The organism is Streptomyces sp. NPDC051136, from assembly GCF_044455745.1.
Classification (GTDB): domain Bacteria; phylum Actinomycetota; class Actinomycetes; order Streptomycetales; family Streptomycetaceae; genus Streptomyces.
The window spans coordinates 414434-434455 of sequence record NZ_JBITFE010000007.1 but is presented as its reverse complement, the minus strand read 5'-3'; the positions used below and the strand labels follow the sequence as shown (position 1 = coordinate 434455).

General features: G+C 71.5%; 13 protein-coding genes and 1 tRNA gene. 7 read left to right on the top strand and 7 right to left on the bottom strand.

Going from position 1 to position 20022, the window contains the following annotated elements; all coding sequences use genetic code 11:
• Position 1 precedes the first annotated feature (1 nt).
• From mfd to ACIBCJ_RS22475, 6 genes are all read right to left on the bottom strand, one after another.
• Positions 2-3556 carry a transcription-repair coupling factor gene (gene mfd, locus ACIBCJ_RS22500; RefSeq protein ID WP_365981492.1) on the bottom strand — a complete coding sequence of 1185 codons (3555 nt, stop codon included), beginning with the start codon at positions 3554-3556 and terminating at the stop codon, positions 2-4.
• Between the two features lie 315 nt (positions 3557-3871).
• Positions 3872-6436, bottom strand: coding sequence for an FtsX-like permease family protein (locus ACIBCJ_RS22495; RefSeq protein ID WP_365981493.1), 2565 nt, complete (start codon positions 6434-6436; stop codon positions 3872-3874).
• Positions 6433-7221, bottom strand: a complete 789-nt coding sequence (locus tag ACIBCJ_RS22490) for an ABC transporter ATP-binding protein (RefSeq protein ID WP_133890603.1) — start codon at positions 7219-7221, stop codon at positions 6433-6435. The genes ACIBCJ_RS22495 and ACIBCJ_RS22490 overlap by 4 nt, the downstream gene beginning before the upstream one ends.
• A 611-nt stretch (positions 7222-7832) precedes the next feature.
• A complete protein-coding gene (locus ACIBCJ_RS22485) occupies positions 7833-8723 on the bottom strand; it encodes a cellulose-binding protein (protein ID WP_365981495.1) in 891 nt (296 codons plus the stop codon).
• A 185-nt stretch (positions 8724-8908) separates the two neighbouring features.
• Positions 8909-11629 (bottom strand): SUKH-4 family immunity protein, encoded by a 2721-nt coding sequence (locus tag ACIBCJ_RS22480; RefSeq protein ID WP_365981496.1) that lies wholly within the window; start codon positions 11627-11629, stop codon positions 8909-8911.
• Positions 11630-11636: 7 nt separating this feature from the next.
• Positions 11637-12629, bottom strand: coding sequence for an SMI1/KNR4 family protein (locus ACIBCJ_RS22475; RefSeq protein WP_365981497.1), 993 nt, complete (start codon positions 12627-12629; stop codon positions 11637-11639).
• 291 nt (positions 12630-12920) lie between these two features.
• Here ACIBCJ_RS22475 and ACIBCJ_RS22470 point away from each other — a divergent pair, with 291 nt between their 5' ends.
• Both ACIBCJ_RS22470 and ACIBCJ_RS22465 read left to right on the top strand, forming a co-directional pair.
• Positions 12921-13451 carry a YwqJ-related putative deaminase gene (locus ACIBCJ_RS22470; RefSeq protein ID WP_362097762.1) on the top strand — a complete coding sequence of 177 codons (531 nt, stop codon included), beginning with the start codon at positions 12921-12923 and terminating at the stop codon, positions 13449-13451.
• 72 nt (positions 13452-13523) lie between these two features.
• Positions 13524-14018: an SUKH-3 domain-containing protein gene (locus ACIBCJ_RS22465; protein ID WP_362097759.1), complete on the top strand. Its 495-nt coding sequence runs from the start codon at positions 13524-13526 to the stop codon at positions 14016-14018.
• Between the two features lie 52 nt (positions 14019-14070).
• On the opposite strand, the gene ACIBCJ_RS22460 is transcribed toward ACIBCJ_RS22465, so the two are convergent.
• The gene (locus ACIBCJ_RS22460; protein WP_362097757.1) at positions 14071-15390 is read right to left on the bottom strand and encodes a histidine kinase; all 1320 of its coding nucleotides are present in this window, start codon (positions 15388-15390) and stop codon (positions 14071-14073) included.
• 134 nt (positions 15391-15524) lie between these two features.
• Between ACIBCJ_RS22460 and ACIBCJ_RS22455 the strand changes: the two genes are divergently transcribed.
• The 5 genes from ACIBCJ_RS22455 to ACIBCJ_RS22435 all read left to right on the top strand — a co-directional run bounded on the left by ACIBCJ_RS22455 (position 15525) and on the right by ACIBCJ_RS22435 (position 19966).
• A complete protein-coding gene (locus ACIBCJ_RS22455) occupies positions 15525-16400 on the top strand; it encodes a hypothetical protein (RefSeq protein ID WP_365981498.1) in 876 nt (291 codons plus the stop codon).
• A gap of 6 nt (positions 16401-16406) precedes the next feature.
• Positions 16407-16477, top strand: a tRNA-Gln gene (locus tag ACIBCJ_RS22450).
• A gap of 125 nt (positions 16478-16602) precedes the next feature.
• Positions 16603-18051, top strand: coding sequence for a bifunctional UDP-N-acetylglucosamine diphosphorylase/glucosamine-1-phosphate N-acetyltransferase GlmU (gene glmU / locus ACIBCJ_RS22445; RefSeq protein ID WP_365981499.1), 1449 nt, complete (start codon positions 16603-16605; stop codon positions 18049-18051).
• A gap of 131 nt (positions 18052-18182) precedes the next feature.
• Positions 18183-19157, top strand: coding sequence for a ribose-phosphate diphosphokinase (locus tag ACIBCJ_RS22440; RefSeq protein WP_362097748.1), 975 nt, complete (start codon positions 18183-18185; stop codon positions 19155-19157).
• A gap of 212 nt (positions 19158-19369) precedes the next feature.
• Positions 19370-19966 carry a 50S ribosomal protein L25/general stress protein Ctc gene (locus tag ACIBCJ_RS22435; RefSeq protein WP_362097746.1) on the top strand — a complete coding sequence of 199 codons (597 nt, stop codon included), beginning with the start codon at positions 19370-19372 and terminating at the stop codon, positions 19964-19966.
• Positions 19967-20022 lie beyond the last annotated feature (56 nt).

The following is a 20022-nucleotide window of genomic DNA, read 5'->3' as shown; positions in this document are numbered from 1 at the left end:
GTTACGACCCGAGGATCGAGGTGAGGAACTCGCCCACCCAGCCGAGCAGTTCCCGGCCGACCAGCGGCTTGCCGCCCACCTTCGCGGTCTTCGGACGCGGTACGAGCACCTGGTGCGTGCCCGCCTTGATGACGCTGCCGGGGTAGAGCCGCTTCAGCCTCAGTTCCTGGGACTCGCGCAACTCCACCGGCGCGAAGCGGATGTTGTTGCCCTGGAGCACGACCTCGCCGACGGCGCACGCCCGCGCGAGCATCCGCAGGCCCGCCACCAGCAGCAGGTTCTCCACCGGCTCCGGCAGCTTGCCGTACCGGTCGACGAGTTCCTCGCGTACGGCCTTGACGTCCTCCTCGCTGTTGGCGGAGGCGATGGACCGGTAGGCCTGGAGGCGCAGTCGCTCGCCGGGGGCGTAGTCGTGGGGGACGTGCGCGTCGACGGGAAGCTCGATCTTGACCTCCAGCGGCGGCTCCTCCTCCACACCGCCTTCCAGCGAGGCCCGGTAGTCGGCGACGGCCTCGCCGACCATCCGCACGTACAGGTCGAAGCCGACGCCCGCGATGTGGCCGGACTGCTCGCCGCCGAGCAGGTTGCCCGCGCCGCGGATCGCCAGGTCCTTCATCGCGACGTACATGCCCGCGCCCATCTCGGTGTGCTGGGCGATGGTGGCGAGCCGCTCGTGCGCCGTCTCCGTGAGCGGCTTCTCCGGCGGGTAGAGGAAGTACGCGTAGCCCCGCTCGCGGCCCCGGCCGACGCGGCCGCGCAGCTGGTGCAGCTGGCTGAGGCCGAAGTTGTCGCCGCGCTCGACGATGAGGGTGTTGGCGTTGGAGATGTCGATGCCGGACTCGACGATCGTGGTGGAGACCAGCACGTCGAACTTCTTCTCCCAGAAGTCGACGACGACCTGCTCCAGCGCCTGCTCCGACATCTGGCCGTGGGCGGTGGCGATGCGCGCCTCGGGGACGATCTCGCGCAGCCTGGCCGCCGCGCGGTCGATGGACTCGACGCGGTTGTGGATGTAGAAGACCTGGCCCTCGCGCAGCAGCTCGCGGCGGATCGCGGCGCCGATCTGCTTGTGCTCGTAGGGGCCGACGAAGGTCAGCACCGGGTGCCGCTCCTCCGGCGGGGTGGTGATCGTGGACATCTCGCGGATGCCGGTGACCGCCATCTCCAGGGTGCGCGGGATGGGGGTGGCGGACATGGTCAGCACGTCGACGTTGGCGCGCAGCTTCTTCAGCTGCTCCTTGTGCTCGACGCCGAAGCGCTGCTCCTCGTCGACGATGACCAGGCCCAGGTCCTTGAACTTGGTCTCCGAGGAGAACAGGCGGTGGGTGCCGATGACGATGTCCACCGATCCCTCGCGCAGACCCTCCAGGGTCGCCTTGGACTCGGTGTCGGTCTGGAAGCGGGACAGCGCCTTCACACTCACCGGGAACTGGGCGTAGCGCTCGCTGAACGTCCCGAAGTGCTGCTGCACCAACAGGGTGGTGGGCACGAGGACGGCGACCTGCTTGCCGTCCTGGACGGCCTTGAAGGCGGCGCGGACCGCGATCTCGGTCTTGCCGTAGCCGACGTCGCCGCAGATCAGCCGGTCCATCGGGACCGTCTTCTCCATGTCGTCCTTGACCTCGGCGATGGTGGTGAGCTGGTCGGGCGTCTCCGCGTACGGGAAGGCGTCCTCCAGCTCGCGCTGCCAGGGGGTGTCCGCGCCGAACGCGTGGCCCGGCGCCGCCATCCGCGCGCTGTACAGCTTGATCAGGTCGGCGGCGATCTCCTTGACCGCCTTCTTCGCACGGGCCTTGGTCTTGGTCCAGTCGGCGCCGCCGAGCCGGTGCAGGGTGGGCGCCTCGCCGCCGACGTACTTGGTGATCTGCTCCAGCTGGTCGGTGGGGATGTACAGCCGGTCACCGGGCTGGCCGCGCTTGGCGGGGGCGTACTCCACCACCAGGTACTCACGGGTGGCGCCCTGAACGGTGCGCTGCACCATCTCGATGTAGCGGCCCACGCCGTGCTGCTCGTGGACGATGTAGTCGCCCGCCTCCAGGGTGAGCGGGTCGATGGTCTTGCGGCGCCGCGCGGGCATCCGCGCGCCCTCCCGGCCGGCGGCCTTCTGCCCGGTCAGGTCGGTCTCGGTGAGCACGGCGAGCTTGAGGGCCGGGTCGACGAAGCCGTGGTCGATCGAGCCGCAGGAGACGTGCACGACGGAGGGGCTGAGGACGCCGAGGTCGTTGTCGAGGCGGGCGGCGATGCCCTCGCCGCCGAGGACCTCGACGGTGCGGGACGCGGGGCCGTGGCCCTCGGTGAGGTAGACGGCACGCCAGCCGTCGGCGAGCCAGCCCTTGGTGTCGGCCAGTGCCTTCGCGGTGTCGCCGCGGTAGGTCTCGGGGGCGTGCATGCCGAGCTTGAGGGTGTCGGAGTCGCCCGCCGCGCCGACGTCCGAGGTCAGCGTCTCGTCGGCGGCGAAGGGCGAGACGGACCACCACATCATGTCCAGCTCGCGGGCCCGCTGCCGGACGTCCGCGATGGACCACAGGGACGCCGCGTCCACGTCGATCGGCGCCTCGCCGCCGCCCGCCGTGGCGGCCCAGGACGCCTGGAGGAACTCCTGCGACGTCGCCACCAGGTCCGCGGCCCGGGTGCGCACCCGCTCCGGGTCGCACACCACGGACATCGAGCCCTTGGGCAGCACGTCGAGGAGCAGCTCCATGTCGTCGACGAGGACCGGCGCCAGGGATTCCATGCCCTCCACCGCGATGCCCTCGGCGATCTTGCCGAGCAGCTCGCCCAGCTCGGGGTGGTCCTCGGCGAGGGCGGCGGCCCGCTCGCGCACGTCCCGGGTGAGCAGCAGCTCACGGCAGGGCGGCGCCCACAGACCGTGCTCGGCGACCTCCAGGGAACGCTGGTCGGCCACCTTGAAGTAGCGGATCTCCTCGACGTCGTCGCCCCAGAACTCGACGCGGAGCGGGTGCTCCTCGGTCGGCGGGAAGACGTCCAGGATGCCGCCGCGCACGGCGAACTCGCCACGCTTCTCCACCAGCTCGACGCGCGCGTACGCCGCCGCGGCCAGCGCCTCGACGATCTCCCCCAGGTCGGCGCCCTGCCCGGTGCGCAGGGCCACGGGCTCCAGGTCGCCGAGCCCCTTGACCTGCGGCTGGAGCACGGAGCGCACGGGCGCGACGACGACGGAGACGGGACCGGTCTCGGGGTCGTCGGGGCGCGGGTGCGCCAGGCGCCGCAGGACGGCCAGGCGGCGGCCGACGGTGTCGCTGCGGGGGCTGAGCCGCTCGTGCGGGAGGGTCTCCCACGAGGGGTACTCCACGACGCCCTCGGGCGGCAGCAGGGAGCGCAGGGCCGCGGCCAGGTCCTCCGCCTCGCGTCCCGTCGCCGTCACGGCCAGCACCGGGCGGCCCGTCTCACGGGCCAGGGCGGCGATCGCGAAGGGGCGGGCGGCGGGCGGACCGACCAGGTCGACGTGCATGCGGTTGCCGTCTGCGGCCGCCGAGATCGCTTCCGCGAGGGCGGTGTCCTTGACGACGGCGTCGAGCAGACCGTGCAGGCTCATTCGGGACGCTTTCCGTACGGGGGTGTACAACACGACGGGCCCGACGCGCGCTGCGGGCCGGGGTGTCTCCAGCGTACGTCTCCCCGACCGGGTGCGCCGGGGCCTGTGGACGACGCCGGGTGCGTGGTGCGCCGCGTCGCGGTGGCGGTACCAGGGGGCTCCGCCCCCTGGACCCCCGGGCCTGTGCCCACTCACCACCCGTCTCGGTGGGACGGAAAGTCCCCACAAAAGAGGCCCGGCGCCTCCGTCCCCTTGGGACTTCGGCGCCGGGCCCTCCTCCGCAACCCCCGTGTGCGGTGGCCGTGGCGAGGGGTGCTACTCCGTCGCGATGGCGTTCAGGACGTTCATGCGGCCCGCCCGGAAGGCCGGGACCAGGGCGGCGAACAGACCCACGAAGGCCGAGCCGATGAACACGCCGATGATCGTCGGCCAGGGGATGTCCAGGACCTTCAGGCCTTCCAGGGCGAGCAGCTTCTGCGCCGTGGCACCCCAGCCCATGCCGAGGCCGAGACCGAGCAGCGCACCGAAGAGGGCGATGACCACAGACTCCATGCGGATCATGCGGCGCAGCTGGCGGCGGGAGAGGCCGATCGCCCGCATCAGGCCGATCTCGCGGGTCCGCTCGACCACCGACAGCGCCAGGGTGTTCACCACACCGAGGACGGCGACGATGATCGCCAGGGCGAGCAGGCCGTACACCATGTTCAGCAGCTGGCCGATCTGGTCCTTCAGCTCCTGCTTGTAGTCCGTCTGGTCGGCCACCTTGTACTGCGGGTAGGCGTCCAGCGACTTCTTCAGCGCCGCGTAGGCCTGGTCGGACCGGCCGTCCTTCGCCTTGGCGAACATGATCATGTTCGGCGGGACGTTCGCCGCGGGCAGGTACTTCTCCATCGTGGCGATGCTGATGTACCGGGCGCCCTGGTCGATGGCCACGTCGTCGCTGGTGATCGCGGCGACCTTGAGCTTCGCGGTGTCGCCGCCCTTGAAGGCGACGGAGACGGTGTCGCCGACGTGCACGCCGTGCTTCTCGGCGTAGTCCGAGCCGACCGACATGGCGTCGGTGCCGTAGGCGGCGGACAGCTCCCCCTCCGTCGTCTCGCGGCGCACGTCCTCTGCGTAGGTGGGGTCGGCGGCGGTGAGGCCGTCGTCGTCCGTCTTGCCGTCGGGCGAGGTCAGCGTCGCGTCGAGCACCTTGTAGCGGGTGACGTGCTCCAGTTCGGGCGTGCCGGTCATGGCCTTCTCGGCCTGCGGCACGATCCGCTGGTTGCCCTGGACGATGAAGTCCGCGCCGACCGTCTTGTCCAGCTCGCCGGTGGCGGAGGCCACCATGGAGGAGCCGACGACGGACAGGCAGGCCACCAGCGCGAGGCCGATCATCAGGGCGGCGCCGGTGGCACCGGTACGGCGCGGGTTGCGCAGGGCGTTGCGCTCGGCCAGCCGGCCCACCGGACCGAAGGCCCGCAGCAGCACCGCGCTGATCACCCGCACCACGACCCCGGCCAGCAGAGGGCCGATGACCACGAAGCCGATGAGGGAGAGCACGATGCCCGCGCCGAGCATCATGGAGCCGTCGCTCGCCTTGTCGGCGGAGGCGGCCGTGAGCAGGGCGGCCACGCCGGCGCCGGTGAGCACCAGGCCGATCAGGCCGCGTATCCAGCCGGCCTTGCCGTCGGCCGGAGTGCCGGCGTCGCGCAGGGCGGCCATCGGGGAGATCTTCCCGGCCCGGCGGGCCGGCAGGTAGGCGGCCAGGACGGTGACGACGACGCCGAGGACCAGGCCGACCACGGGGGTCGCCGTCTTGATCGTCAGGTCGTCGGTGGACAGGTTCATGCCCGCCGCCGACATCAGCTTCATCAGCCCGACGGCGATGCCGACACCGGCCGCGACGCCGAGGACCGAGCCCACGACGCCGAGGAGGAGGGCCTCGACCAGCACCGAGCGGTTGACCTGCCGGCGGGAGGAGCCGATGGCCCGCATCAGGCCGATCTCGCGGGTGCGCTGGGCGACCAGCATGGAGAAGGTGTTGATGATCAGGAAGATGCCGACCAGGAACGCGATCCCGGCGAAGCCGAGCATGGCGTACTTGATGACGTTCATGAACTCGCCGACGTCCTCGCGTCCCTCGTCGGACGCCTCCTTGGCCGTCTGGATCTTGAACGTGCCGCCCAGGACGTCCGAGACGTTCCGCTTGAGCTGGGCGTCGGTCACACCGGACGCGGCGGTGACGTTGAACTGGCTGAACCGGTCCGCGCCGCCGAGCAGTTCACGCTGGGCGGTGGGGGTGTCGAAGTAGACGACCGCGGCACCGGGGTTGGTGACGGTGAAGGACGCGATACCGACGATCTTCGCCTTGAAGTCACCGGTCTGCGCGATGGTGCGCAGTTCGTCGCCGATCTTCAGGTCGTGCTTGTCGGCCGTGCCGGAGTCGACCATCGTCTCGGTGGGGCCGCGCGGGGCGTGTCCCGAGGTGATCTCCATGGACCGCAGGTCGTTCCTGGTCCAGTTCCCGGCGAGGGTCGGGGCGCCGCTGGTGGCGCCCACGTTGTCGTTGTCGGCGTTGACGACGGTCACGTTCATCGAGACGACCGCACCCTCGACGGACTTCACGCCGTCCACCGAGCGGATCTTCTCCAGCGTGGACGCGGGCAGCGACTCGGGCACCCCGTTCTGCGGGGTGTCCTCGGCCTTGGCGTCCTTCGGGGAGACCGTCACGTCGGACGAGGTGACGGCGAAGAGCTTGTCGAAGGTGGTGTTCATCGTGTCGGTGAACACCAGGGTGCCGCACACGAACGCCACCGACAGCAGCACCGCCACCGCGGACAGCGCCATGCGGCCCTTGTGGGCGAAGAAGTTGCGCAACGAGGTCTTCACGACGGTCATGACGTGCGCCCCCGGGCGTCGAAGTCCTTCATCCGGTCGAGCACGGCCTCGGCGGTGGGCTGGTACATCTCGTCCACGATCCGGCCGTCGGCGAGGTACAGCACCCGGTCCGCGTAGCTGGCGGCCACCGGGTCGTGGGTGACCATGACGATGGTCTGGCCCAGTTCGGTGACCGACCGGCGCAGGAAGCCGAGCACCTCGGCGCCGGCGCGCGAGTCGAGGTTCCCGGTCGGCTCGTCCCCGAAGATGATCTCGGGCCGGGCGGCCAGGGCCCGCGCGACGGCGACACGCTGCTGCTGGCCGCCGGAGAGCTGGGTGGGCCGGTGCTTGAGCCGTCCGGCGAGCCCGACGGTCTCCACCACCCGCTCCAGCCACGCGCGGTCGTACTTGCGGCCCGCGATGTCCATGGGCAGCGTGATGTTCTCGATCGCGTTGAGCGTCGGGAGCAGGTTGAACGCCTGGAAGATGAAGCCGATCCGGTCCCGGCGCAGCTGCGTGAGCTTCTTGTCCTTCAGGCCGGTGATCTCGGTCTCGTCGAGGTAGATCTGCCCGCCGGTGACGGTGTCCAGGCCCGCCAGGCAGTGCATCAGCGTGGACTTGCCGGAACCCGAAGGGCCCATGATCGCGGTGAACTGCCCCCGGGCTATGTCCACGTCCACGTGGTCCAGCGCGACCACCCGGGTCTCGCCCGACCCGTAGGCCTTCACGACCTGCCGCGCTCGCGCCGCAACGGCCGTCCGCCCTCCGGTGCCCCCGTGCGTGGGAATACGTACGGCCGATGTCATGTCAAGTCTCCTATGTCGGTCATCGAGTGAGCCGCCGGTGCCGCGACCGTCGTGCGTGGGTGGCTTCGCCGGTGTGACGTCGTGCGGGTGCGGCCTCGTCGGTGCCGCGTGTGCGTGGTGCCGCCGTCTCGAAAGAGTCTGTCCGGAACCGGGGCCGTCCGCGCTGGTGTTCAGCGCAGTCTTCTGCTGAGGAAAACCCCACCCCCGTTGTTCCGGTTCACCGCCCCCCAGCGGCGTAAAGCCAGACTAAGGACGCCACCGGGCCCCTCTCGTCCTCCGTCGGTACGAACCCTCCCCGAGCCGTAGTACGGAGGTACCCCTAGGGGCCGTCCACCCCTCGGTGGACCCGCCTGGGGGTCGTTCTCCACCCGAAGACGCAACGAGCCTCCACCCTGCCGCCACGTCAGGGGCAAGCGGGAGCCGCGGACTCACCCCGGGAACACCCCGACACCGCCCCCGACGCAGCCCCGCCCCACGCGGCGGCCCGGCGGTCGGCCGAAGCGGGTCCGGCGTCGATCCGGGGGCGGACCGGGGCGGGGCCCGGCGTCGGATCCGGGCGGGTCACCCTGCGCCGGATCCGGGTGGGTCACCCTGCGTCGAATCCGGGCGGGTCAGTCCACCATCCGGCCGGTCAGCGAACTCAGGTTGCTGCGCACCGAGTCCATGTGGGCCTGCAGTTCGTCCCACCGCTCCCCGTGCTCGCGCAGCACGCGTTCCGTGTCCCGGGCGACGGCCTCCTGACGCACCCGGGCCTCGGCGACCACCTCGGCCGCCCGCGCCCGGGCCTCCTCCTGACGCCGCTCCGCCGCCTCCCGTGCCTCGGCCACCTCGCGCTCGGCCTCGCGCACCCCCTGCTCGGCCCGTGCCACCGACTCCGCGTGGCGGGCGTCCAGGGCCCGCGCGCGCTCCTCCTCGGCCCGCTCGGCGGCGGCCCACCGCTCGGCGAGCTCCCTGCTCTGCTCGGCGGCCGTCGCGGTGGCGCGCCGGCGCGTCTCGCGCAGCGCCGCCAGCGACTCCCCGCGCCCCGCCTTCACCTCGCGCCGTGCCTGGATCCGCACCTCGCCGGCCTCCGCGCGCGCCGCGAGCAGCAGCTGTCCGGCCCGCTCGTCGGCCTCCGCGCGCAGGGCGTCGGCGTGCGCCCGGGCCGCCTCCCGCACCTCGGCCGCGTACGCCCGCGCGTCCTCCAGCATCCCCCGAGCGGCGTCACGCGCCCGCTCGCGGACCGCCGCGGCCTCCTCCTCGACCAGCCGGAACAGGTCCCGCGCCTGCTCCCCCAGCACCTCGTAGTCCTGCGGGGCGAGCTGCTCGACCGCCTCCTCCAGGTCCCCCAGGTCCTCCTCCATCTCCCTGGCCAGCACGGTGAGCCGGGCGGCCCGCTCCCAGGCCGCGTCACGCTCCTCGGAGAGGGCAGCGGCGTAAGCCTCCACCTCCTCGGGACGGTAGCCGCGCTCGAGCCCGCGTACGGTCACGAAGCCGTGGGGAGACGCCGATGCACCGTTCATGCCCATCACCCCTGCACCCTCCGCTCACCCATCGGTGAACCTGCCGCATCACATGGACCCGACCGACTCTATGGATCGGACGTAAACCCACATAACCCGACACACCGCACGCAAACGGGCGGGGCCCGGCCGACCCACAGGTCGACCGGGCCCCGCCCGTCGGACACGTCAGCGGCGCGAGCGCCTCACAGCAACCCGTCCCACATCTGCTCCAGCAGCACCGACCACCAGCTCTCCGGCGACCCGAGCGCCGCCGGGTCCAGCGCGGCCAGCTGGGCCTGGAAGTCCACCGTCCAGCGACCCGCCTGCTCCTGGTTCAGACCGAACCTGAGCCGCCACATCCGGCCCAGCAGCGCCAGGCAGCGCGCGAACTCCGGCAGCCCCGAGTTCACGAACTGCGGCGGCACGGGCGCCCCGCCCGGACCCGCCTCCACCGGCACCGCCACGATGGCCGCCGTGCCGTACTGCACGCAGATCGCCCGGCCGAAGTCGCTGCCCACGACGAGGTACGACCCCGCGTCCGAAGCCGGCTGCACACCGCGCTCCATCGCCAGCTCCGCCAGCGTCGGCACCGGACGGCCCGGCTGCGCCTGCGCCCAGAAGAACGGGCCCATGTCCATCGGCAGCCCCGCCGCCACCAGCGTGTGCGCCACCACCGGCGGCACCCCCTGCCGGGACACCGCGGCCTGCTCGAACCGGAAGACCCCCGGCCCGAACGCCGCCGCGAGCTCCTGCCCGATGCCCTCCGGCGGGACCGGCGGCGCCGGCTGCACCTGCGGCAGCGGCGCCCGCACCGGCGCCGGACGCGCCGGCCCGTCGGCCACCTGGTGCAGCTCCCCCTGGTGCGCCAGGAGTTGCTGCATGCCCTGCTGCCGGCTCCCGTGGTCCGGACCGTACGGCGCGATCGAGGCGATCCGCGCCTGCGGCCACTGCTCCCGGATCATCCGCGCGCAGTACGCGCCCGGCAGCTCGCACGACTCCAGCTCGGTGTGCAGCTCCAGCACCTGGTCCGGCGGCACGTTCATGGCACGCAGCTCGTGGAAGATCTGCCACTCCGGGTGCGGCGTCCCCGGCGCGGAACGCCGGATCAGCTGCTGCTCGGAACCGTCCTGCGCGCGGTAGCGCAGCACGGCCTGGTAGCCGGGACCGACGGTCGGCTGCCCGGTGGGCTGCGGCGGATAGCCGTACGCGGGCGGCGGCCCCGGCTGCCCGGGCGGCGGCGGCACGGCACCGGGAGCACCCGGAGCCCCGGGCGGCGGAGGCGGCGGCGCACCCACGCCACCGGGACCGCCCACGGAGGGCGCCGCCAGCACGGTCTGCGCATGGTGCACGGCGCCGCCCGCACCCCCCGCCGAAGCCTGCGGTCCGGGCACGCCGGGCGCACCGGGAGCGGCCGACGGAGGCGGCGGCGTACCCGGACCCGAGGGCGCGCCCGGAGCACCGGGAGGACCGGGCGGCATCGGGGCGGCACCGCCCGGTCGGCCCGGGTCGGCCAGCATCGTGGCGGCGTGGTGCATCCCGCCCGGCGGCGTCCCGCCCGGCGCGCCCGGCGGCGGCGTACCCGGCGCCCCCGGAGCGGCCGGGGGCTGCGGGGCGCCCGGCGGCGGGGTGCCCGGAGCGGAGGGCGGCGGCGTGCCCGGGCCGCCCGGGCCTTCGGGACCGAGCGACGACACCAGCTGCGTCGGCACATAGCCACCCGCAGGCCCACCCGGCGCGGGCGTGCTCCCCGGACGCGCGCCCGGCACACCCGGGGCGCTCGGCGGAGGCGGCGTGGACGAGCCGCCACCACGGCGCGGCGGAGGCGAAGCCTTGCTGGTCGCGGCGTCGGCGATGTCCCCGGCCTGCGCGGCCGACGACGGGGGCGGCGTCGCGGGCGCCCCCGGACCGGCCGACGGCTGTGCCGCGGGCGGCGCCGACGGCACGGACGGCGGCACACCCGCCCCGGAGGACCCGCCCGGCGCACTCGGCCCAGCCGGGGCGTTCGGGCCGACCGGGGTGTTCGGGCCGGCCGGGGTGTTCGGGCCGGCCGGGGTGATCGGGCCCGGCGCGTTCGAGTCGCCGATCGCCGGTGCGAGCGCCGTCGGCGGAAGCTGACTGCCCCCCGACATCAGCGCCGTCTTGGCGTCCGGCGTCGCCGACGGCCGCGGCGCGTCCTCGTCGGCACCGCTCAGCGGCGGCGCGAACACCGTCTGGGGCAACGGCACGGAACGGTCCTCACCGGCGTCCCCGTTGGTGTCCGTCCCCGCCCAGGGCGTCGCCCCGGCAGGCGCACTCGGCGCACTCGGGCCACCCGGCGCACCGGACGCACCCGCCCCGGAACCACTCGAACCCGAACCCGAACCCGAATCCGAGCCCGCGGCCGGCCACTGCGCACCGCCCGCCGACGAGTCGTCCGCCGACGCCGCCGGAGCCGACGGCGCACCGGCCCGCGTCCCGGGAAGCCCGCCATCGACCGCACCCGCACCCGCGGATTCACCCGAGTCACCGGCACCCCGGGAGTCACCCTCGTCATCCGCACGCCGGCGATCCGGGATACCGATCCGGTCCGCCGCCTCCTGCAACCACTCCGGCGGACTCAACAGGAACGACGTCTGGTTCAGATCCACCCGCGCCGCGGGCGCCGCGACCGGGGCCTCCACCTCGTCGGGACGGCCGTACTCCTCCTCGTACCGGCGGATCACCTCACCCACCGGCAGCGACGGCCACAACGTCGCCTCGCCGCTGTCCCGGGCGATGACCAGCCGCTGCGCGCCCCCGTCCGAACGGGGCCCGTCCGCACGGTCCTCGGCCCACACCACGAAACCGAGATCGAACTCCCGCACCCGCACCTCACGGTGCTGGTACGCCGGCAGCTCGCCGTTGACCCACTCCTCCGCGCGCTCCTGCGCCTGCGCGAACGTCACCATCGTCAGCTCACTCCCCTACCGACGCCGACACGGGCACCGCACGCGCGAAACCGCCGTCCACCATCAGGTTCGCCACCGTCTCCAACTCCGGCGGAGAACCCGCCAGACGCGACAGGAACGCGTCGAAGTCCTCACCGCACGGCAGCAGCAACCGCTCCACACGGTCCGCCGGCGGCCACGAGGGATCCACGTCCCGCACGTCGTCGTACGCGCAGAACCACACCGAACCGATCCGCTCGCCCTTCACCTTCACGGCGAGCAGACCGCCCTGGACGAACGCGACACCCAGGTAGTCCTTCGTCAGGTGGTCCCGCAGACACTTGTTCACATAGACCAGGTCGTTGACCGCCGCCTCCTCACGCACCGTGAAGAACGGCTGGTCCACCAGCAGCCCCAGCTCCGCGTCGAGCGCCGTACCCACCGGCGCACAACCGCCCGCCGCCTTCAGGAACGACCGGTACGCACCCGGCAACCGGTACCCGAGGTCCTCCTCGACCCCCTGCACCTGCTGCTCCGAGACCGCCACCCCCGACTTCGGCAGCCCGAAGTGCGCCGGACGCGTCTCCTGCAACGGCCGCGTGCCCCGCTTGCCCTGGTCCACCGCCGTCGTCGAGATCCCACCGTGGTGCCGCAACAGTGCCTTCACCTCGACCGGGACCAGCTCCATCCGCCGCGAACCCGCCACGTGGTGCCACGTCCAGCCGTGCGGCGTCGCCACCGCCGGCACCGTGTCCCACAACTCGTGCCCCGACGCCGACAGAGCCGCGTTCGCCGACACGTAGTCCGTCAGCCGCAACTCGTCGACCCCGAACCCCTCCGGCGGATCCGCGATCTCCGCGACCGCACGCGCGTACGGCGAGAAGTCCGGGTAACCCTCCGCGTCCACCCGTACCCCTCTCGGGTGACGGGCCGCCCGCACCGGATCCGGGAAATGCACGACCTGCCCGGCGTAGGCCGCGTTCGGCGGCGCGGCTGCTTGCCCGAGCCGACCTGTCGTCATGGCGGTTGCCCCCTGCGGCGTCTGTCTGCTGCCAGATCCGTCTGATCTGCCTGCGCTGTCTCGTCCACCGCGTCCGAACGCGGTGCCGACAGCCTATGCGGTACCGCCAGAGGGGTCACCGGCACCGGACCCCGCACCCCACAACCGCACCTCCCCTTCCGTGACCAGCCGTCACCCTCCCGTGACACACCGCCCATACCCGGGCGTGTCGCCACGCCCCAGCTTCCGCAGCAGCCACGGCATTTGGCACTCTGTGACCTTCGGGGGGACGCTCAGGAGGGGAAGACGATCATGAGTGCCACACAGACGGGACCCGACACCGGGCGGTCCGACGACCCCCGCGGCGGCGACCCCCGCATCGGCTGGAGCAGCACCGACGCCGCCCGCACCCCCACCCTCCGGCACCGCCGCGACGGCATACTCCCCACCGTCGCCGCCGCCCTCTCCGTCCGCGGCACCACCCTCACCGGCACCGCCACCCGCGCCGACACGCCGCCCGCCCTGCACCACCTCGTCCAGGACTTCCTCGACACCCTCACCAGCGGCCAACGAGACCGCTACACCGGACGCTGCGCCGAAACCATCCTCATCTCACGGCACCTCGCCACCGCCGACGCCGCCCGCAGCAAACGCGCCGCCCGCAAACCCATGACCAACGGCGAAGCCCGCAAAGCGCTCAAACACGCCAAACTCACCACCCGCCGCATCCGCGAGGACGGCGACCCCCTCCACGGCTCCTTCGCCACCCCCTGCCGCGCCTGCACCGCCCTCACCGCCCACTTCGGCGTCCGCGTCGTCGACCCCACGACGAACGAGGACTGACCCGGCACCCGACCCCCACCCCGAGCCGCACCACACACGACCCGACCCCCGACCGACACGAACCAAGGGCCGATGCAAGCCGACCGCACCTCCACCACCCGCTTCCCCGTCCCCGTCGACGCGGCACTGCGCGACGCCGGCTGGCAACCGGGACGCTGGGACATCAAACAGGCCGAGATCTGGGCCGACACCCTGCGCGAACACACCTCACCCGCAGGACACCGCCACACCGTCTTCCCCGCCGCCGTCGAAGCCTGGGCCGAATTCGGCGGCCTCCACATCACCCCCACCGGCCCCGGCCGCCAGATCGCCCCCAGCGCCCTGCACCTCGACCCCCTGCACGGCCTCCACATGGCCCGCACCCTCGGCGACCTCGGCCGCGCCCTCGACACCCGGACCTGCCCCCTCGGCACCGAGACCGACAGCAACGCCCTCCTCGCCATCGACACCGAAGGCCGCGTCTACACCCTCGACCACACCGGCGACTGGTACCTCGGCCCCGACATCGACACCGCTCTGGCCACCCTCGTCGCCGGCACCCAGCCCACCCGCCTCACCACCGGCTGATCACGCACGGCCGATCACCACCAGCCGACACCCGGGCCCACCGCACGACGGCCTACGACGCCGGAATCACCGCCGACACCCGGAAACCCCCCGCATCGGTCGGCCCCGACACGAACACACCCCCCAGAGCCGCCACCCGCTCCTTCATCCCCACCAGCCCGTTGCCCCCCGACGGCAACCGCGCCGACCCGGCCGCCGAGGCCACCGGCGGCGGCTCGTTCTCCACCTGCATCGCGATCTCCGACGCCCGGTGCGCCAACCGCACATGCGTCTTCGCACCCGCCGCATGCTTGTGCACGTTCGTCAACGCCTCCTGCACCACCCGGAACGCCGTCGACTCCACCTCCGCCGCATACACACGCCCCTCCCCCTCCACGGACAGCGCCACCACCATCCCCGCCGCCTCCGACTGCCCGATCAACTCGTCCAGCTCCGACAGACTCGGCCCCTCCGACGACGACTCCTCGTCCCCCGCCGCCCGCGAAGCCGCCGCAGCCGCGGCCACCCCCACCGCCGCCAACGGCACCGCCGCACGCTCCGCCCGCGCACCCTCCCCGCCACTGCGCAGCACCCCGAGCATCTCCCGCAACTCCGTCAACGCCTGCCGCCCCATGTCCCCCACCAGCGCCGCGTTCTTCACCGCCTTCTCCGGATCCTTCCGCGCCACCGCCTGAAGCGCCGCCGCGTGCACCACCATCAGACTCACCCGGTGCGCCACCACGTCGTGCATCTCCCGCGCGATCCGCGTCCGCTCCTCACCGCGCGCCCACTCCGCACGCTCCTCCGCGCGCTCCGCGAGCAACTGCAACTCCCGCTCCAGGCTGTCCGCCCGCTCCCGCAGACTCTCCATCAACCGGCGCCGCTGCCCCACGTACAGGCCCAGCAGCAACGGCGGCGCGGTCAGGCCCAACGACGACCCGATCGCCGCGAACGCGAAGAACCACTCCCCCAGATCCACCCCGTCCTGGCCCATGTCCTGCCGCAACCGCACGAACGTCACGATCAGCGTCCCCAGGAACGACATCCCGGCCAGCGCCCCGATGATCCGCCGCGGCAACTCGCACGCCGCCAGCGTGTACAGGCCGACGACCCCCAGCAGGACGCCCATCTCGGCCGGCGTGATCGCGAGCGCCACCAGCACCACCGCGATCGGCCACTTCCGCCGCACCACCAGCACCGAACCGGCCAGCAGCCCGAACAGCACCCCCATCGCCGTGGGGATCCCGGCGTCCCGCGCGAACGGAATCCCCTCCGCCGCACACTCCAGCGCGGACACGGCACCGAGGCTCACGTCGAGTACCGCACCGCGCCGTCTGTCCCACCACCAGGGCCCGCCCCGGGCCGGTACGTGGTCTTCCCCCGTCGTGGTCATGCCTCCAGCCTACGGGCGCCGACCGCCCCTTTTCCGGTGACTTTCGACAAACGATACGACGCGATATCCCTCGAACTGGTGAACCCCGAGCCGTTCATCACCGGAGGCGACCATTCCGGCCGGACGGTATGCCCATGGCACGTTCACAGAACAAGTACGCGGATTTCGAAGGCCTGCGGGAGCGGGCGGTGGCGCTGCGGCGCGAGGGACTCAGCCGACGCCAGATCCGCGACCGACTGCACGTCGACAACAACGACATCCTCAACCGGCTCCTGGAGGGCGAGCCGCCGCCGGAATGGACGAAGCGCCCGAACGCGAAGGACGACGTCAGGGAGCGGGCACGAGAGCTGCGCCTCCAGGGATGGACCTACGACCGGATCCAGGTGGAGCTGGGATGCAGCAAGAGCTCGATCTCGCTGTGGGTACGGGACCTGCCGAAGCCGGAGCGACCGGCGCGCACACGTCAGGAGGTCTCCGCGATCGCCAGAAGGGGCTGGGAGGCCAAGCTTCAGGCACGAGAGGAAGACCGCTGGCGGACCAAGCGGCAGGCGGCGACAGAGACGGGAGAGCTGACCGACCGCGAACTCTTCGTTGTGGGCGTAGCCCTCTATTGGGCGGAAGGAGCCAAGAGCAAGCCCTACAGCCGCCGCGAGCGCGTGTCCTTCATCAACAGCGACCCCGACGTCATCTCGCTCTTCATGGCCTGGCTGAGGCTGCTGCGCGTGGATCCCGCATGCCTCAGATTCGCCGTGCACATCCACGAAACCGCCGACGTCACGAAGGCGGAGGCCTTCTGGGCGGACCATGTCGGCATTGAGCCCGCCGATCTGATGAAGACCACCCTCAAGCGCCACAACCCCCGCACCAACCGGAAGAACCTCAACGAGAACTACCGGGGTTGCCTGCGTGTCGACGTGCGCCGCGGAGCCGACTTGTACCGTCGCATTGAGGGCTGGTGGTACGGCATAGTAGGTGCTGCCTCCGCGGCCGATCTAGAGAATCGGACATAGCGGTAATCCCGGGTCGTCTAAGGGCAAGACGTCAGATTTTGGTTCTGATCATGGGGGTTCGAGTCCTCCCCCGGGAGCAATTGCTTGGTTCGGGTCCTGACCGGTGAAAGCCGATGTCAGGGCCCGCACTCATGTCCCCCACCAACCACCCCGGTATCCTGCGGAGGTCCACCCCCACCCCCTCAAAGCCGAAGGGCATCCCGTGAGCGCCAATCGCCCGGCAGCCGTCGTCGTTCTCGCAGCGGGTGAGGGCACCCGTATGAAGTCGGCCACCCCCAAGGTCCTGCACGAGCTGTGCGGCCGGTCCCTCGTCGGGCACGTGCTCGCCGCGGCCGGTGAGCTGGACCCCGAGAACCTGGTCGCCGTCGTCGGGCACGCCCGCGAGAAGGTCGCCGCGCACCTCGCCGAGGTCGCCCCCGACGTCCGCACCGCCGTCCAGGAGCAGCAGAACGGCACCGGGCACGCCGTGCGGATCGGTCTGGAGGTGCTGGGCGGTGCCGTGGACGGGACCGTGGTCGTGGTCTGCGGTGACACTCCGCTGCTGACCGGCGGGACGCTGAAGGCCCTCGCCGCGACGCACTCCTCCGACGGGAACGCGGTGACGGTGCTGACGGCGGAGGTGCCGGACGCGACGGGGTACGGGCGGATCGTGCGGGACGGTGCCTCGGGTGCCGTGACGGCGATCGTGGAGCACAAGGACGCCTCGGAGTCGCAGCGGGCGATCCGGGAGATCAACTCGGGTGTGTTCGCCTTCGACGGGCGGTTGCTCGCGGAGGCGCTGGGCAAGGTGCGCACGGACAACAGTCAGGGTGAGGAGTACCTAACGGACGTGCTGGGGATCCTGCGCGAGGCGGGGCACCGGGTGGGTGCGTCGGTGGCGGGTGACCACCGGGAGATCGCGGGGATCAACAACCGGGTGCAGCTCGCGGAGGCCCGGCGGATCCTGAACGACCGGTTGCTGACCGGGGCGATGCTGGCCGGCGTGACGGTGGTGGATCCGGCGACGACGTGGGTGGACGTGACGGTGTCGTTCGAGCAGGACGTGGTCCTGCATCCGGGCACGCAGCTGCACGGTGCCACGCATCTCGCGGAGGGCTGCGAGGTGGGTCCGAACACGCGTCTGACGGACACCCGGGTGGACGCGGGGGCGCGGGTGGACAACACGGTCGCGGTGAGCGCTCATGTGGGTCCGCAGGCTTCGGTGGGGCCGTACGCCTATCTGCGGCCGGGTACGCGTCTCGGGCTGAAGTCGAAGATCGGTACGTTCGTCGAGGCGAAGAACGCGTCGATCGGTGAGGGGACGAAGGTTCCGCACCTGTCCTACATGGGTGACGCGACGATCGGTGATTTCACGAACATCGGTGCGGCGAGCGTGTTCGTGAACTACGACGGTCAGGACAAGCACCACACGACGATCGGCTCGCACTGCCGTACGGGTTCGGACAACATGTTTGTGGCTCCTGTCACGGTCGGGGACGGTGCCTACACCGCCGCCGGCTCGGTGATCACGAAGGATGTGCCGCCCGGTTCGCTGGCCGTGGCCCGTGGCCAGCAGCGGAATATCGAGGGTTGGGTGGCTCGGAAGCGTCCGGGGAGCGCGGCGGCGAAGGCTGCCGAGGCGGTGTCCCGTGAGGCGGGCGGCGAGGACTGACCGGAAACCGGCGCGTCGAACACGGCGTACCGTGATAAGTGCACATCCGCACCCCACCAGCTGAGACGCCCCCGCGGCCAGTCGGGAGAGCGCCCATGAGCTCAGCTGCGAACCTCTGAGGAGAAAGTGCTGTGACCGGGATCAAGACGACCGGCGAGAAGAAGATGATGTTCTTCTCCGGCCGCGCACACCCCGAGCTTGCCGAGGAGGTCGCCCAGCAGCTGGGGGTCGGGGTCGTCCCGACGAAGGCCTTCGACTTCGCCAACGGTGAGATCTATGTGCGGTATCAGGAGTCGGCGCGTGGTGCGGACTGTTTCCTGATCCAGAGCCACACGGCTCCGATCAACAAGTGGGTCATGGAGCAGTTGATCATGATCGACGCGTTGAAGCGTGCGTCGGCTCGCTCCATCACCGTGATCGTGCCGTTCTACGGTTACGCGCGGCAGGACAAGAAGCACCGTGGGCGTGAACCGATTTCGGCGCGTCTGGTGGCGGATCTGATGAAGACCGCGGGTGCGGACCGGATTCTGGCGGTGGATCTGCACACGGATCAGATCCAGGGCTTCTTCGACGGTCCGGTGGACCACCTGTTCGCGTTGCCGCTGCTGGCGGACTACGTGGGTGCGAAGGTGGACCGTTCGAAGCTGACGGTGGTGTCTCCGGACGCGGGCCGGGTGCGGGTGGCGGACCGTTGGTGCGACCGTCTGGGCGCTCCGCTGGCGATCGTGCACAAGCGGCGTGACAAGGACGTGGCGAACCAGGTCACGGTGCACGAGGTCGTGGGTGATGTGGAGGGGCGTATCTGCGTCCTGGTCGACGACATGATCGACACGGGTGGCACGATCTGCGCCGCTGCGGACGCGTTGTTCGCGCACGGCGCGGAGGATGTGATCGTGACGGCGACGCACGGTGTGCTGTCGGGTCCGGCGGCGGACCGGTTGAAGAACTCGAAGGTGAGTGAGTTCGTGTTCACGAACACGCTGCCGACGCCGAACGAGCTGGAGCTGGACAAGATCACGGTGCTGTCGATCGCGCCGACGATCGCGCGTGCGGTGCGTGAGGTGTTCGAGGACGGTTCGGTGACGAGCCTGTTCGACGAGCAGTGAGCGTCATGCAGTAACCGTTCTGCAGGCGCCGGTGCCGCTTGTTGATCGTTTTGGGTACGGCCTTCCTCTCCGAGTAGACTGCTCAGGTTGCTCGGCGAGGGAGGCCGTACCCGTGTTCTCGGGTGTGGCGCTCCGTTATCGACGCGCTCTTCGTAGCAGGCCGTTCGTGGCCGGGTGACCACGTCCGTTTCTGTTTTCCACGAGGAGTGATCATGTCCGAGGTGAAGCTCACCGCCGAGACGCGCACCGAGTTCGGCAAGGGTGCCGCGCGTCGTATCCGCCGTGACAACAAGGTTCCCGGTGTCCTGTACGGCCACGGTACGGACCCGCTGCACCTGACCCTGCCGGGTCACGAGCTGCTGCTGGCGCTGCGTACGCCGAACGTGCTGATCGCGCTGGACGTCGACGGCAAGACGAACGAGCTGGCGATCCCGAAGTCGGTCCAGCGTGACCCGATCAAGGGTTTCCTTGAGCACGTCGACCTGCTGCTGGTGAAGCGCGGCGAGAAGGTCCAGGTCGAGATCCCGGTGCAGGCCGAGGGCGAGCTGGCCCCGGGCAACTTCCTGCTGGAGTACGTCCTGGACGCGCTGCCGGTCGAGGCCGAGGCCACGCACATCCCGGAGCAGGTCACCGTGTCGGTGGAGGGTCTGGAGGCCGGTGCCTCGATCCACGCCAAGGACGTCAAGCTGCCTTCCGGTGTGTCGCTGGCCGTCGAGGACGACGCCGTGGTGCTGCAGGTTCTGGCCGCGCAGGCGGAGGAGGCTCCGGCCGAGTCCGAGGGTGAGGGCGACGAGGCCGCCGAGGCCTGATCCCTTCCTGGGTCATCATGTGGTCGGCCGCTGCTCCCGTGCGGGGCGGCGGCCGA